Raw genomic sequence first — 13,172 nt, 5'->3', positions numbered from 1 at the left:
CAACCTGTTTCGCGTGGAAAGAAACATTTTCCATAATTTTAAGTATATAGTAGGTGCGTTGCTTCATTTATCTCTAAGGATGTGTCTGATATGAAGTATAAGAGAAAGCTTCCCAACTACTTATTAACTACAGTTACATTAGCTGCAGCGATGTGGGTTGTAACATTGCCGCTATCAGCAAAGGCGACCGAGATTTCGTTAGTCAATATGGCAAATTGGACTGTATACTCGGGGTTGCAAACTCCTGAAGGTCTCCGAATTCCCGAATCGATCGAATTTCTAAAAGACACACCCTATTATGCAAACCCTGATGATTCCCCAGAGGAAGCTGAAGGTGTCTTTGCTCCACAGAAAGTACGTGTGCTAAAGGGTGAGGCTTCTTGGTCGGTTAGTAGCGCAGTCCAGTGGCAAATAGACACGATGTATGGACCACGCTGGGTACGTCCTTATATGTGGGACATCGCTATTACAAAACCGGAGACGATTTATTTGACGGGGGAGACCCCACTTTACCAGAACCAAAATGACCAAGTAGAGTCAATTGCTTCTTTGTCTCCTCAGGAAGTGCAAATAGTTAATATAGAAGATAAATGGTTTGTTGGCGATAGCCAGATCGGTAAAGCATGGGTTCAAATTCACACTACATGGCTTGGCGATTTGTGGGTTCACATTCCGATTAATAGAATCGGGACAGTTCGACCGATATCTCAGCGTGCACACTACAACAATGAGCCTTACTACTATGAGGTCGGTACGGCGCTTCAAGATAATGACCACACTGGCACTAATGAGCTTGCCGATGGTAGACTAACAAATGGTGTTTACGAAGTCATTGCTGAATTAACGACGGTCTATGATCGTAGCTATCTTGTGAGATCGGCAGATGGTGACAAGTGGGTGCGAGGTGTAGGAACAATTATTACGGATACGAATGAAACGTTAGTTCTGAAGGTGGAAACGCCACTCTTTTCCGATGTATGGTCGACAAATAACAAAGAGCTGGCCGTACTAAAAGACGTCACCGTTACGGCATTTGAAACCATACAGGAGACGTTCAACGGGACTTGGTATCATGTCCGTACATCGCAAGGAACGACCGGTTGGGTGAATAAACGCAGAGCGGAACCGGAGGACGCCATTCCTGTGCTATGGAAGATCAGACTGATGGGAGAAAAAGTGCCTTTCCGCTATCCCGGAGTGAATTTTGATGTGCATATGCCCAACTTACCAGCTCAAACAGTAACCGCTCTTGCATATTGGGATGAACCGTCCGGAGATAAATGGGTGAAAATCCAAACGGCAGAAGGTAATGTCTGGGTTAGAATTTTGTTTAATGATAGGATTCAGGATCCAAAAGTAATGCTTCAAATTGCATTTAATGAACGGAATCTCGGCTTTGCTACAATCATCCCTCAAGGTCACGATCTGACACTATTTGGGCAGCAAAAAATAGGTTACCGATCAGATGATGGTACTGATTTCCTTTCTTTGGTACAGCTTGCGAGTGTGTTTCGTTACCAGACGAAGCAAGATGAGAACAATCATACTATTCTCCTTACTAAGGGAGACTACAAGTTTGAGCTTCAGGCTGGGCAGCGTGAAGCTCAGATTTACTGGCACAATGTCCACGAGAGAACCGTACAGTTATTGCAACCGCCCATTTATTCCGTAGGTGAGTGGTACTTGAAGCTACACGATATGATCAGCCTGTTCGGATTGTCACAAGAAAGTTGGAGAAATCCCGACTATTTCTCGTTAATTGAAAAAGACTATATAGTGGAGATCAGCGATTTTCCGACTAAGGTCGGAACGGACAGGAAATTCGAATTACAAGCGTGGCTTTACGAGCAATGGAGCATGCAAAAAGGCAATTTACGGATGCCGGCGATGATATCTATTGAAGAGGAAGGAGAGGCGTCTACCAGTAGCCTTGACGCATTTCAAGAGAGAGTTGGCTCCGAAGAACATGTCGCTACGGTTTGGTACCGGCTTTATGCATCTCGAACCTTGACCCCTGGCTTGCACCGACTGAACGCAGTACTCCGAGTTGGTGAGCGGATCGTCTGGAAGCAGGGCTTCTCTGTGGAAGTGCCACAATAAGTAGGATTGAGAGACACAAAAAGCAGGCGTATTGCGCCTGCTTTATTCATTTGCTTCAAAGTTCAAGGCATCCGATCATATAAGGATCTGATGCCTTAACACTTTAATGAGCTGTATTGAAATCGTTTCTCTGTGCTTCAGCCTCAATTGTATCTTTCATAACCTCTGCTCCACGATCTATATGTGCTTGAATTATTTTTGTCAATTGTTCGGGAAGGAAATCGGTTATCCAAACAAGCTTACTACCATTTTCATCATTAGGAATTACCTGGAAGGAAGCATGATGATGAAGAAGTGGCATTCGTCCTTCTTTTACCGCGTATGCCATTCGACGCTCCTCTTCATCAATGGACACGATAAACTCACGAACAAATCCGCCTTGGGGCAGAATAAGGGTTCTTTCGTGCCCATTCATAAGCGTATTCTCAATATAGCCCGGGACCAGCCGATTATGAACCGCACTTACATCTCTGACAGCATCCCACACTTGATCAAGTGAGGCATCGATTATTATTTCTTTTCGAATCGTTGGCAAAAAATCACTCTCCTTAAGCTCATTATATTTTTGATCCTGAACAGTAGCAACCAAAATATGTTAATCGATGGAAAGTTCCAAAATGTGGTATTATTCTCAAAAGTATTAATTGTCCTTAATGCTGTACATAGGGGAGGAAAAGAATATGAGCAAAATTGAACTGTTTCAAAAGCTGCATGAATCGGACGAATTGTTGGTGCTTGGAAACGCATGGGATTTGCCTTCGGCACGTATTCTCGAAAAGGCTGGCTTCAAAGCAATTGGTACTACGAGCTGGGGGATAGCCGCCAGTTTGGGGTATACGGACGGGGAAACGATCGATTATGAACTGCAACTTTCCGTTATTCAACGAATTGTTAATCATGTACAGATTCCTGTCACAGCGGATATAGAGTCGGGCTATGGGCATAACGATGATAGTATTGTAAGCAATGTATTAAAGGTAGCAAATCTAGGGGTTTCTGGAATCAACATCGAAGATTCGATGAAAGGTGAAAAGGGGCTGAAGCAACTCGCAGATCAATGCCATCTTCTTGTCAAAATAAGAGATGCCTTAGACAAAAGAGGGTTCGGCAATTTTTATATAAACGCAAGGATCGACGCTTATCTTCTGAATCAAGATCCGCTCAACGAAACTATGACTCGGATGAAAGAATATGTAGAAAGTGGTGCATCTGGTATCTTCGTACCCGGTTTAAAACATGAGGAACAAATCAAGACTATCGCATCCTGCACGACTGCACCACTCAATGTAATGGCTCTACCTGGCCTTACTGATTGTGTCATGTTGAGGGAACTGGGAGTTAGACGGCTAAGCTTAGGTGCAGCGTTATACCGTAAAATATCTATGTTAATGGAGCGATGTGCGGTAGAGATGCTTGATTCTCGTGATACTTCGATCTTATTCGAATAAAAAGAAATAGTGATTACTGTAAATGACGCAGATAAAGCGATTTCGTATTTGAAAAATGATAGTTTAATGATTACATGACGACAGCCGTTTGGCTGCCGTTTTCTCATATAATAGGAGGTTTACGTAGTTCATCTATTTATGAAGACTTAGCATGATTGATAGCTGTCTCGATATAGGTTCTCAAAGTCTTGATGAACGTTCGCATGGCGTATCCGACATATCTGTCACTGCGGTAGATCATACAAATGTCTTGAGAAGGAGTAGGATTCCTCAGTTGCACGACTTTGATGTCTTTATTGTGAAGATTATCCAGTAGCAATCGCGGGAGAACACAGTAACCAACGCCGCTCTGTACCATCTGGAGGAGGGAGGATAACGTTGTCGTCACCATATGTGGCTGCAGAGTAAACCCGTTGTCCATGCAAAAGCGGTCGATCAGTTTTCGGCACTGATGGTCTGGTGGGAACATGACCATTTTCAAGGAATGCAGTCTGTTCAAGGGGATGAAGCTCTCGGTGGTAAGGGGATCATTGCTACTTACCGCCAAAGCAAACTCCTCGTGAAATAGGGGGATTGACGTGAGACGTTCATCAATAACAGGACCAATGGTTACGCCAACATCAATGCTTCGGTCTAGAACTTGTTCTGTTACTTTCATGGTTTCCAGAAGTGACAACGAGATGGTAGGGTAGGTCTGATGGAAGTTCAGGAGCAAGGCATTAAACATGAGGTCCGCGTCACCGGGCAAGACGCCAATGGATAGCGATCCGCCTTGCATTTGCCTCAGGTCTGCAATGGCTTCGCTCGCTTGCTGTAGATGCGTAAACACGGCAGCACCATGTTCATGAAGAATCGAGCCAGCTTCTGTAAGGACAATTCTTTTTCCCACACGATCGAACAGTAGAACTCCTATTTCTTCTTCCAATCTCCTTATTTGCTGGCTGATGTTGGGTGCGCTGACACCCATTTTTTCGGCTGCTCTCGTGAAGTGAAGCTCGTCACAAATCGCCATAAAATATTGTAGTTGTTTTAGCTCCATAGATCATACCTACTTTCAATTGCATCGCTGAATGCACATTTAATGAGTATTGTCACTCCAACTTCAATTGCTGTCAAAGAATAATCGTTAACTTATACTTAACGTTCCGGTAATGCCTACTGTATTGATGGTAAGTTCCAAGAGACCTATACTTGGAACATATCAAGCACCAAATAAGGAGGCGTTGGATTATGGCACAATCGATTATAAACACCGGTAAAGTACTGCATCAGGTTGTGATTGGTACGCTCCAGGGAGTTACGGAGGGATATTTCGACAAGCAACCGGAGGGCTTCAACAATACTATCTGTTGGAATGTCGGCCATATGATTTATTGGTTTGATAAGTATTCTACACTAAGTTTCGGCTCCCCATCGGCTATACCTGACTCGTATGAATTCCTATTTAACTCCGGAACAAAGCCCTTGGACTGGACATTTGCTCATCCATCGAAGGAAGAGTTGGTCGAGATGTTAACTGCGCAGCTTTCGCGCCTATCTGAGCTGACATCAGACATGCTGGACGAGAAGCTTTCAACTCCGTATGCTATGGGACCGTTCCAATTCATTACCGCCGGCGAGTTGTTCAACTTCGCTCTCATTCACGAAGCCATTCACCTTGGAACGGTAACGAGCCAAATAAGAGTCCTGTCACTTTAATGAGGAGGATACTTTCATGGAGAATTCTGTAGTCTCAGTCCCATCCCGAACTGGTGAAGTGTTTGATGCTTTTAGGAAGGCTTTCGAAACAGGGCATATCGTTGATTTTCTTAATAAGGTTACGGAAGAGTTTCATTTCTTCGTCCCGCTCCCGTTAGAGGGGTGGAATCTCGAACAGAAAGGCAAAGAGAGGTTCGAGGAATTGATTAGGTTCGAGCGCTCCGTATTGCAGGTAAAGCTAACTCCGGTCTTCTTGCTTGAGAATGAGGACAATGGCATGGTGGTATTCCGCGCGGAAGGTTCGTTGTATGGGCGACCTTATCACAATGAGCTTGCTGTCCTCTTTGAGTATGAGGCAGAGCGGATCGCGAGTTCTGCTGACGATAAACCAATAGCTCAATAGACATTAGGAAAAGGCTGCCGAAAGCAAGGAATCGGTAGCCTTTTCAGCATAGTTTCATAACATACTCACTCTTGACACTGACACTAAAGTCAAGGTTTATAATGAAAGCATCTCAAGCAGAAATCTACAATAATGGAAAGAGGATATGTTATGGATATTACTCCACAAGAAGAAAGCATGATTAAGGCTTTTCGTGAGGCTGCATTACCCCCTTTATATGTTCTCATACGAATTAGAAATGAGATTCTAAATGACACCGTCAATGTTGAAAAGAGTCGAAGAGATGACGTCGTAAACACATTAGAAAAATTCATCGCCCCACTATGGGTAGATTTTCATGGGGAGAAGTATTTACAAGTCGAAGAATGATCTTAAGGAAAGAGGGTAAGGATTGTATCTGCATCAGTACCTATTGTAAGTGAGGTCGTTAACGCGCAGTTTACTTCCTATATGTGTTAAAGTAACATTAACCGCAGAACCATCCAAGAACATTTATGGGGTATGTATGTTCCATGACGTTTGCACCGATTAGGAGATTGATGACATGGCTTTCGGAATATCAAGACATGAATTAAATGAATGGAAAATTAAATGCTCACAGGGAAAGATCGCCTTTTTGACGCATTATTGGCTAGAACCTCGCTTCCCAGGAGTGAAGACGATCACTAAGGTGGGCTGCTGTGATTTGGAACGATTGAAGGAATGGTGCTTGGCGAATGGTTTAAATCCTGCTTATATACATCTTCGTGATGAATATCCGCATTACGACCTAATAGGGAACAAGCAGATTGAAATCTTAAAGAGAGAACATTTGACCGATCATTTGCTCAAGTTCAAGCTTTAAAGTAACGGATAACGATAGAGTTCAATGAAACAGCGATCTCTAACGGTCTTGAATACGAAGGTTGGGAAGTCAAGTGGCATTTGAGGGATAACCGTTCTGAGTTGTACCTAGTAATCAAGCATAGTTTCCGTCCCCCCTGAATACTTCAATTATAAAGGCCGAATTGCCGTTATGAGGGGGAGAACAGCATGAGAAAAGTTTGGCTTAGCGGGATTATGCTTTCATTGGTACTCGTATTGTCCGCTTGTTCGTCATCGAATGTCGTAGTCGAGTCGCCGAATCCATCGGAGCTGCCGTCTCCAGTCGCAACGGAGGCAGCGCCGATTGCCACGCTGGCACCTACGCCCGCGCCCACGCTGTCGCCGCCAGTGGCATCGAGTACGCCTGCGCCTAGTCAGGCACCTGCATTTAATCCGCCTGTACATTTCGAGTATCCCGATGCAGTGCGCGGTATTTATGTAACGGGTTGGTCGGCTGGCGGTGCTCGCATGCCAAAACTGCTATCGCTTGTAGACAGCACCGATCTCAATGCAATGGTCATCGACATCAAGGATGATGATGGCTATATTACATTCAAACCAGACGGTAAGCTTGCTGAATTCGGCCAGCCTTACATCCGCGATCCTGGGGCACTTATGAAATTGTTAGAGGAGCATCGCATTTATCCGATTGCGCGAATTGTATCTTTTAAAGATACGGTTCTGGCGAAAAAACGCCTAGATCTTTCGTATGTGGATGGCAGCAGCCTTTGGCGCAATGGGAATGGAGACGGGTTCATTAACCCGTTTCTGAAAGAAACGTGGGAGCATAATGTTGATGTCGCTAAACTTGCGGCAGAGCTTGGGTTCAAAGAGATTCAATTCGACTACGTGCGCTTCCCAGAAGGCTTCGAAAGCCGAGATAAATCATTGACCTATTCGATGGGTGATTATAAGGATAAGAAGCCAGCAAAATTCGAGGAAGAGGAAAAAACGTATGCCGAAGCTTCAAAAAAATATGAAACGGATATGGCTGCTCTAGAGATCAAGCTTACTGAGGCCACGAATACGTACAATGCAGATAAGACCGATGCGAACAAGAAAGGGCTGGATGATGTACAGAAGAGCATAGTAGACAAGAAAAAAGAGGCGCCAAAAGCACCGGATTTCAGCGAGAAGTCAAGGTTAACGCAGCTTCGCGTGGATGCGGTCAGCGACTTTGTCGCTTACGCGAAGGAGCAGTTGCGGCCATACGGCGTCAAAGTGTCCGTCGATATTTTCGGCTACTCGGCGACACTGCCAGAAGCGCCAGGGATTGGGCAAAATTTTAACCGCATATCAAGCTCTGTGGACGTCATTTCCTCGATGATTTACCCAAGTCACTGGTCAGACGGCTATTTCGGCATACCTAAACCTGATAAAGACCCATATCGCCTTGTCGCCGAATATATGAAAGCAGAGAAGAAGAAGTTTGGCGAGATGCAGAAGCCACCTCTTTCGCGGCCGTGGATTCAAGATTTCACAGCAAGCTGGCTGGGTGGGGGCAATTACATCAAGTACGGCAAGACCGAAGTGGATGCGCAAATTAAAGCTTTGAGCGACGCGGGCGTTCGCGAATACCTGATATGGAATGCGAATAATTCGTATTCAGAAGGGGTTTCTTATATCCCTTAAAAGAGTTGAATCCAGGGCAGGTTCTAGATGAGAGCTTACCTTTTTTTTGAGCAAAGTGTGGGAGCTATGTCAATCATCGAGAGACGGGGATTAGGAAATTAGGGGTACCAACACATGAGAAGAAGCCGCATATTATTGCGGCTTTTTCATTTACACGGATACCTCGGAGGAGGCTATGTTGATGAGATCCTTTTCTTTAAAAGATCAGACAACCTCTTGCTTCGAAGAAACCTTGGAGGCCAACTTATTGGTTAAGAAAAATGCTGGAACGATCATGACAACCATGAGAATACTCGCTGTTAAAAAGCCGGACTGATAAGCGGATGCCAAATTAGCAGCATCCGGCGAGGCAAGATCCATCTGACTTGCGACATAGGTAGCCAATACGGCTGAGCCGAAGGCACCACCGATATTTTGAACAATGCGGGTGGCGATGCTGGCTTGTGAAATTTATGTTTTTGCCAATCCTACATAGGCATCACTCATTAATGGAAGCGTGACTCCGCCAACGCCGATACAACGAATAAGGAGTATAATCGCTTTGAGCCCCGTATATTGGTTTTTCTTAATGTGTGACGAGCATCGGCTGTTGCGAGCTATACCGATTTTTATTTGCAAACTGGTACATAATAATAGAAGAATTAACCATCGTTATGGGATGACAACTTGTTGCGTTTGAAAGAAGCGGCGGAAGCAGAAGAAAGGAGCAAACATGAGTTCAATCAGCAGCGACATCCGAGGTGGCTTCACATGTTCAAGGCTGGACTCATTATATGCCGCGTTTGCATTCGGTCGCTCAAGGTCAAGAGCCAGGAGTCGATCCGTGGTCTGAAAAAGCTATGCATTACAATTACTTATTTTCCCATATGAAGAGGAGACAAAATATTGTTATGAAAACATTATCTTGCCATTGCGGTTTTACAACTAAAAGTGAAAATAACTTTCAAGTAGAGTCGGCTATCTGGCATCACGCCATTCACGATCACGCGGATATGTTGAAAAGCATGACTGTTGATATGCTGGAACAGTGGCTACTGAGCAATGATGAACAGTTAAAGGCAGGTGCATAATTATGAACAGTGTGATTCGTCAAGAAGTTAGCTTTCAAGCTGCACCTGAACGAGTGTATAACATCCTAACTAGCAGTGAGCTATTTAGTCAAGCAACTGGAGGAGCCCCGACAGTTATTCATGGTGAGGAAGGTGGGACTTTTTCCTGCTTTGGCGGAATGATTCTGGGGCGCAATATTGAGTTGGTGCCAAACAAGCGTGTTGTTCAAGCTTGGCGGGTGGCGAATTGGGAAGAAGGTTTGTATTCTATTGTCAAATTCGAGTTGAAGGCTCAAGGTGCAGAAACGGTACTTCTATTGGAGCATTCCAGTTTTCCAGATGGAACAGGTGAGCATCTCGCATCCGGTTGGCATACAAACTACTGGCAGCCCATCGCGAAGTTATTAGCCTAATGGTGGTCGATGTATTCACAAAGACTACCATTAATTGTCCACTAGCCATTGTTTCTGAATATGCGGCTAATCCCGATCATGCACCTGAATGGTATGTAAATATTCTATCTGTCGAATGGCAAACGCCGAAACCGCTAACTCTTGGTTCTAAGATTGCTTTTAAAGCCAACTTTCTAGGTAGAGAACTTGCTTACGTGTATCAAATTACACAATATGTTCCTGGGGAAATACTCATCATGCGAACGGCCGACGGCCCCTTTCCTATGGAAACCACGTATACATGGACAGCCGAAGAGGACAATGTGACACAAATGACATTGAGAAACAAAGGCAATCCAACTGGATTTTCGATGCTATTTACTCCGTTTATGTCTTTGATGATGAAAAAGGCAAATCGCAAAGACTTAGAGAAAATAAAATCCATACTTGAGAAAAAATCACGGATATTATATTGAATCAGTTGTTTTTGTTTTATACTTGCTTGTACTGGCAGTAACGGACAAAATGAAAGCCCTAAGGGAAAGAATCCCAAGGGCTTTTTTCTTTCGTATTTACTTACCCTTTTTTCTACTTTTACCATGATTCGGTTTATTATCGTCTTGATCTTTAGCGTGATTTTCTCGTTGTTTATCGTGTGTTGTCATGAAATTAGCCCACCCATCTGAGTAATTGAAAACATACATATTGTATGCTTCTAAGGGGTATTATACGCAGCTAATTTATACCAAGGATCCCATTTTTATTAATATTAGATCTTATTACTTGAAGAAAAGCCACATCAAGAATGTATGAATGATGTGGCTTTAATCCCCTGTTGATGGGGATTTTTTATTTCAGAGCACTAAACAGTTATCCGGTATCAGCCCATGGTTGTCGAATCGAAACTACTATCTCTCCGGATCTAATTGCCTACTCAATCAACATACCGATAGTGGTCCTGAGAAGCTTCTGGAAGCCCATAAAATTCAGGCCCTCCCTCAGCATTAAAGGCCAAAACCACATGGCTAGCGGCAAAAAACTAATGCCATTACTATCGTAATTTTTTAGAAAGGGCAGGCTGGAGTAATGGTGGGATAGGTTAAGAATATTGTGAAGGCACCTAGGCAGCAAAGTACAAGATGTATTAAACTGTAAGGGATCATTAAAATCGATTAAACTCTTTAGTTAGGTGTGGTTAAATGGCTTTGGAAAACGATAAGATTAAAATACTTGGAGACTTTTTAAAGTCCCGCCGTGAACGGATTAAACCGGATCGTGTCGAAATAGCCAGCCGCTTTGGAAGAAGAAGAACACCGGGATTGCGCAGAGAGGAAGTTGCCCAACTTGCGGGTGTAAGCATCACTTGGTATACCTGGCTGGAACAGGGAAGAGTTGGTTCCGTTTCAAGAGAAGTCCTTGAGAGCGTCGCCCGAGCCTTGCAATTATCTTCGGATGAACAGGTGCATTTACTTCGTTTGGCCGATTACGATGGAGAGAGGAACGCTAGTTTGAATACTGGGGAAGCATATCCCGAACTTCAAGCGATTATCGACCAAGTCAACTACCCAGCCATTATTGCCAATCATCGAACGGAAGTACTCTCATACAATCGATTGGCAACTGAAATTATTACGGATTTTCATGCCCTTCCCAAGGACGAACGCGTTATGACACGATTAATATTTTCAGATCCCAATCTGCGCGAGCAGTTGGTGAACTGGAATGAATTTGCAAACTTTACGATGGGTGTATTTCGGATGTATTACGACCAGAATGCCCGGGATCGATGGTTTGAAGGATTTGTCAAGCAGATGTGCCTCGAATGCGCAGATTTTCAACAGTTATGGAGATTGCATAATGTTCAGCAAAAGAAAGCCATCCATTACACGTTTGATCATTGTGTTGCAGGAAGATTGTTTTTTCAATTGAATACCTTTTCTACGATTAACGGTGATGAAGACCTTCACTGCTGTATATTTACGCCGATCGTAAGTTCAGGTACGGAGGAAAAAATAGCAGACCTGCGAAAGTTAACCTATTAGTCTGGATACCTGTATAAAGGCAAACTGGTTGCCTGTTGTGATTCGAAATATAATGAGTTCATTCCCAATCTAGGAGGTTAATGGAAATGAAAGCAATTGTAATCGATCGATCAGGTGGACCAGATAGTTTAAAATATTATGAGAAACCGGACCTGCAGCCAGTTGCTGGTATGCTTACCATCGATGTTGCCTATGCCGGAGTTGGTTATTTTGAAGTGCTGCTAAGTCGTGGTGAATTTATGTCGGATTTTCCGCTGCCGCTTACACCCGGATTAGAAGTGTCGGGTTATGTACGTGCCATCGGGGAAGGCGTAGAGGGATTCTATGTCGGTCAACCCGTAGCCGCTATGACACTGCTCGGTTTTAACGGATTTGCATCGATCGCAAACGTAAGGCCGGAATTAACGGTTCCACTGGATCAATTAGGTGCTGATCTAGATTTGGCGACTGCGGCGGCATCGATAGTAAATCTAACAACAGCTTACCTGGCTATCAAAGATGTGTATCGAATGAGAACGGGAGACAGCGTACTTGTTCATGCGGCTGTTGGTGGATTAGGCGGCTTTCTCGGGCAGGTTGCAAAACGTCTAGGAGCCGGCCAAATATTCGGAACCGTCGGGACCCCGGAGAAAGTGAATCTTGCCAATTCCTTCGGATATGACGAATTATTTGTTCGATCCGATTTTGCTAAGGAGATACTAAAGGCCACAGGACAGAGAGGTGTTCATGCTGTCTTTGACCCAGTCGGTGGGAGTATGCGCAAACATAGCTTAGAGGTGCTCCAACCTCTCGGCCATATGGTTGTTGTCGGAAACGCCAGCGGTTTAGCGGATGTTCCGTACTCTTTTAATGAAATTTGGTTCTCCAATAGACAGACGGCTGGGTTTTCATTAGGTGCGTATGCGGAAAGCCATCCTGTAGAGACTGGTATAGCGGCGCGGGAAGCTTTAAGTATGTTGGCAAGAGAAGAGATCCGTGCGGAGATTCATGGCGTGTATCCTCTGGAAAAAGCAGGAGAGGCCCTAACACTTTTAGAACAAAAAAACACAGTTGGTAAACTGGTTTTGCAAGTATAAATGAAGTTAGAATGCCCGTTGGAAAATCGAGGTTCGTTAATCTCACAATGCTACGTGTTAATTGTATCTGAGTCAATAGAGTGGACACAAAAAAGAGCTAAGAAATCAGTTTCTGTTGCTTGTAAAACTGCGATTCAAACTTGTCTGGGGACAAATAGCCGAGCTTGCCTGAGTTTAAGCTCNTGTATCTGAGTCAATAGAGTGGACACAAAAAAGAGCTAAGAAATCAGTTTCTGTTGCTTGTAAAACTGCGATTCAAACTTGTCTGGGGACAAATAGCCGAGCTTGCTATGCGTACGCTTGCGGTTGTAGAAAAATTCAATGTACCAGTAGATTCGTTGGTGTGCTTCTTGGCGGCTTTGGAATTTATATCTGTACACCAATTCCCGCTTGAGAATGCTGTGAAAAGCCTCTATACAAGCGTTATCGTAGCAGTTGCCTTTACGGCTCATACTACGAATCATATGG

The 13,172-nt window shown here is 44.1% G+C and carries 16 protein-coding genes; 12 read left to right on the top strand and 4 right to left on the bottom strand.

What is annotated here, in order from left to right:
• Positions 1-90: 90 nt before the first annotated feature.
• Positions 91-2,100 (top strand): GW dipeptide domain-containing protein, encoded by a 2,010-nt coding sequence (locus ASG89_RS16460; RefSeq protein ID WP_057311790.1) that lies wholly within the window; start codon positions 91-93, stop codon positions 2,098-2,100.
• Between the two features lie 103 nt (positions 2,101-2,203).
• On the opposite strand, the gene ASG89_RS16455 is transcribed toward ASG89_RS16460, so the two are convergent.
• The gene (locus ASG89_RS16455; RefSeq protein ID WP_057311789.1) at positions 2,204-2,635 is read right to left on the bottom strand and encodes an SRPBCC family protein; all 432 of its coding nucleotides are present in this window, start codon (positions 2,633-2,635) and stop codon (positions 2,204-2,206) included.
• A 145-nt stretch (positions 2,636-2,780) separates the two neighbouring features.
• Here ASG89_RS16455 and ASG89_RS16450 point away from each other — a divergent pair, with 145 nt between their 5' ends.
• A complete protein-coding gene (locus tag ASG89_RS16450; protein WP_057311788.1) occupies positions 2,781-3,548 on the top strand; it encodes an isocitrate lyase/PEP mutase family protein in 768 nt (255 codons plus the stop codon).
• A gap of 136 nt (positions 3,549-3,684) precedes the next feature.
• On the opposite strand, the gene ASG89_RS16445 is transcribed toward ASG89_RS16450, so the two are convergent.
• Positions 3,685-4,587 (bottom strand): LysR family transcriptional regulator, encoded by a 903-nt coding sequence (locus tag ASG89_RS16445; protein ID WP_057311787.1) that lies wholly within the window; start codon positions 4,585-4,587, stop codon positions 3,685-3,687.
• Positions 4,588-4,778: 191 nt separating this feature from the next.
• Here ASG89_RS16445 and ASG89_RS16440 point away from each other — a divergent pair, with 191 nt between their 5' ends.
• The 5 genes from ASG89_RS16440 to ASG89_RS35665 all read left to right on the top strand — a co-directional run bounded on the left by ASG89_RS16440 (position 4,779) and on the right by ASG89_RS35665 (position 8,145).
• The gene (locus ASG89_RS16440) at positions 4,779-5,246 is read left to right on the top strand and encodes a DinB family protein (protein WP_057311786.1); all 468 of its coding nucleotides are present in this window, start codon (positions 4,779-4,781) and stop codon (positions 5,244-5,246) included.
• A 16-nt stretch (positions 5,247-5,262) separates the two neighbouring features.
• Positions 5,263-5,649 (top strand): nuclear transport factor 2 family protein, encoded by a 387-nt coding sequence (locus tag ASG89_RS16435; protein ID WP_057311785.1) that lies wholly within the window; start codon positions 5,263-5,265, stop codon positions 5,647-5,649.
• Positions 5,650-5,799: 150 nt separating this feature from the next.
• Positions 5,800-6,018 carry a hypothetical protein gene (locus tag ASG89_RS16430; RefSeq protein ID WP_057311784.1) on the top strand — a complete coding sequence of 73 codons (219 nt, stop codon included), beginning with the start codon at positions 5,800-5,802 and terminating at the stop codon, positions 6,016-6,018.
• Positions 6,019-6,193: 175 nt separating this feature from the next.
• Positions 6,194-6,493, top strand: coding sequence for a hypothetical protein (locus ASG89_RS16425; protein WP_057311783.1), 300 nt, complete (start codon positions 6,194-6,196; stop codon positions 6,491-6,493).
• Positions 6,494-6,681: 188 nt separating this feature from the next.
• Positions 6,682-8,145 carry a putative glycoside hydrolase gene (locus ASG89_RS35665; protein ID WP_057311782.1) on the top strand — a complete coding sequence of 488 codons (1,464 nt, stop codon included), beginning with the start codon at positions 6,682-6,684 and terminating at the stop codon, positions 8,143-8,145.
• Positions 8,146-8,349: 204 nt separating this feature from the next.
• Here the strand turns inward: ASG89_RS35665 and ASG89_RS36445 are convergent, their stop codons facing one another.
• On the bottom strand, positions 8,350-8,529 hold the full coding sequence (locus ASG89_RS36445; protein ID WP_157276682.1) for a hypothetical protein: 180 nt from the start codon (positions 8,527-8,529) through the stop codon (positions 8,350-8,352).
• Between the two features lie 356 nt (positions 8,530-8,885).
• On the opposite strand from ASG89_RS36445, the gene ASG89_RS37710 reads away from it, so the two are divergent.
• The 5 genes from ASG89_RS37710 (at position 8,886) to ASG89_RS16395 (ending at position 12,704) form a co-directional block, all read left to right on the top strand.
• Positions 8,886-9,215, top strand: a complete 330-nt coding sequence (locus tag ASG89_RS37710; RefSeq protein WP_235549793.1) for a hypothetical protein — start codon at positions 8,886-8,888, stop codon at positions 9,213-9,215.
• A gap of 2 nt (positions 9,216-9,217) precedes the next feature.
• Positions 9,218-9,607 (top strand): SRPBCC domain-containing protein, encoded by a 390-nt coding sequence (locus ASG89_RS16410; protein WP_057311780.1) that lies wholly within the window; start codon positions 9,218-9,220, stop codon positions 9,605-9,607.
• Positions 9,562-10,062, top strand: a complete 501-nt coding sequence (locus ASG89_RS16405) for an SRPBCC family protein (RefSeq protein WP_235549792.1) — start codon at positions 9,562-9,564, stop codon at positions 10,060-10,062. Before ASG89_RS16410 ends, ASG89_RS16405 begins: the two co-directional genes overlap by 46 nt.
• Before the next feature lie 723 nt (positions 10,063-10,785).
• A complete protein-coding gene (locus ASG89_RS16400) occupies positions 10,786-11,628 on the top strand; it encodes a helix-turn-helix transcriptional regulator (protein ID WP_057311779.1) in 843 nt (280 codons plus the stop codon).
• Between the two features lie 86 nt (positions 11,629-11,714).
• Entirely contained in the window at positions 11,715-12,704 is a 990-nt protein-coding gene (locus ASG89_RS16395) for a quinone oxidoreductase family protein (RefSeq protein WP_057311778.1), read from the top strand.
• 218 nt (positions 12,705-12,922) lie between these two features.
• On the opposite strand, the gene ASG89_RS35660 is transcribed toward ASG89_RS16395, so the two are convergent.
• The coding region (locus ASG89_RS35660; protein ID WP_157276681.1) for an IS3 family transposase at positions 12,923-13,172 on the bottom strand (250 nt) is incomplete at its 5' end.

Source organism: Paenibacillus sp. Soil766 (assembly GCF_001428105.1).
In the GTDB taxonomy this organism is placed as follows: domain Bacteria; phylum Bacillota; class Bacilli; order Paenibacillales; family NBRC-103111; genus Paenibacillus_E.
Note: the sequence above shows the minus strand (reverse complement) of the source record. Positions and strands in the feature narration are given on the sequence as shown.

Excerpts from the sequence above, each read along its gene's own strand:
- ASG89_RS16460 (WP_057311790.1), top strand. The coding sequence starts at position 91 with ATGAAGTATAAGAGAAAGCTTCCCAACTACTTATTAACTACAGTTACA.
- ASG89_RS16435 (WP_057311785.1), top strand. The coding sequence starts at position 5,263 with ATGGAGAATTCTGTAGTCTCAGTCCCATCCCGAACTGGTGAAGTGTTT.
- ASG89_RS16425 (WP_057311783.1), top strand. The coding sequence starts at position 6,194 with ATGGCTTTCGGAATATCAAGACATGAATTAAATGAATGGAAAATTAAA.
- ASG89_RS16450 (WP_057311788.1), top strand. The coding sequence starts at position 2,781 with ATGAGCAAAATTGAACTGTTTCAAAAGCTGCATGAATCGGACGAATTG.
- ASG89_RS16445 (WP_057311787.1), bottom strand. The coding sequence starts at position 4,587 with ATGGAGCTAAAACAACTACAATATTTTATGGCGATTTGTGACGAGCTT.
- ASG89_RS16395 (WP_057311778.1), top strand. The coding sequence starts at position 11,715 with ATGAAAGCAATTGTAATCGATCGATCAGGTGGACCAGATAGTTTAAAA.
- ASG89_RS16440 (WP_057311786.1), top strand. The coding sequence starts at position 4,779 with ATGGCACAATCGATTATAAACACCGGTAAAGTACTGCATCAGGTTGTG.
- ASG89_RS16400 (WP_057311779.1), top strand. The coding sequence starts at position 10,786 with ATGGCTTTGGAAAACGATAAGATTAAAATACTTGGAGACTTTTTAAAG.
- ASG89_RS35665 (WP_057311782.1), top strand. The coding sequence starts at position 6,682 with ATGAGAAAAGTTTGGCTTAGCGGGATTATGCTTTCATTGGTACTCGTA.
- ASG89_RS16430 (WP_057311784.1), top strand. The coding sequence starts at position 5,800 with ATGGATATTACTCCACAAGAAGAAAGCATGATTAAGGCTTTTCGTGAG.
- ASG89_RS16410 (WP_057311780.1), top strand. The coding sequence starts at position 9,218 with ATGAACAGTGTGATTCGTCAAGAAGTTAGCTTTCAAGCTGCACCTGAA.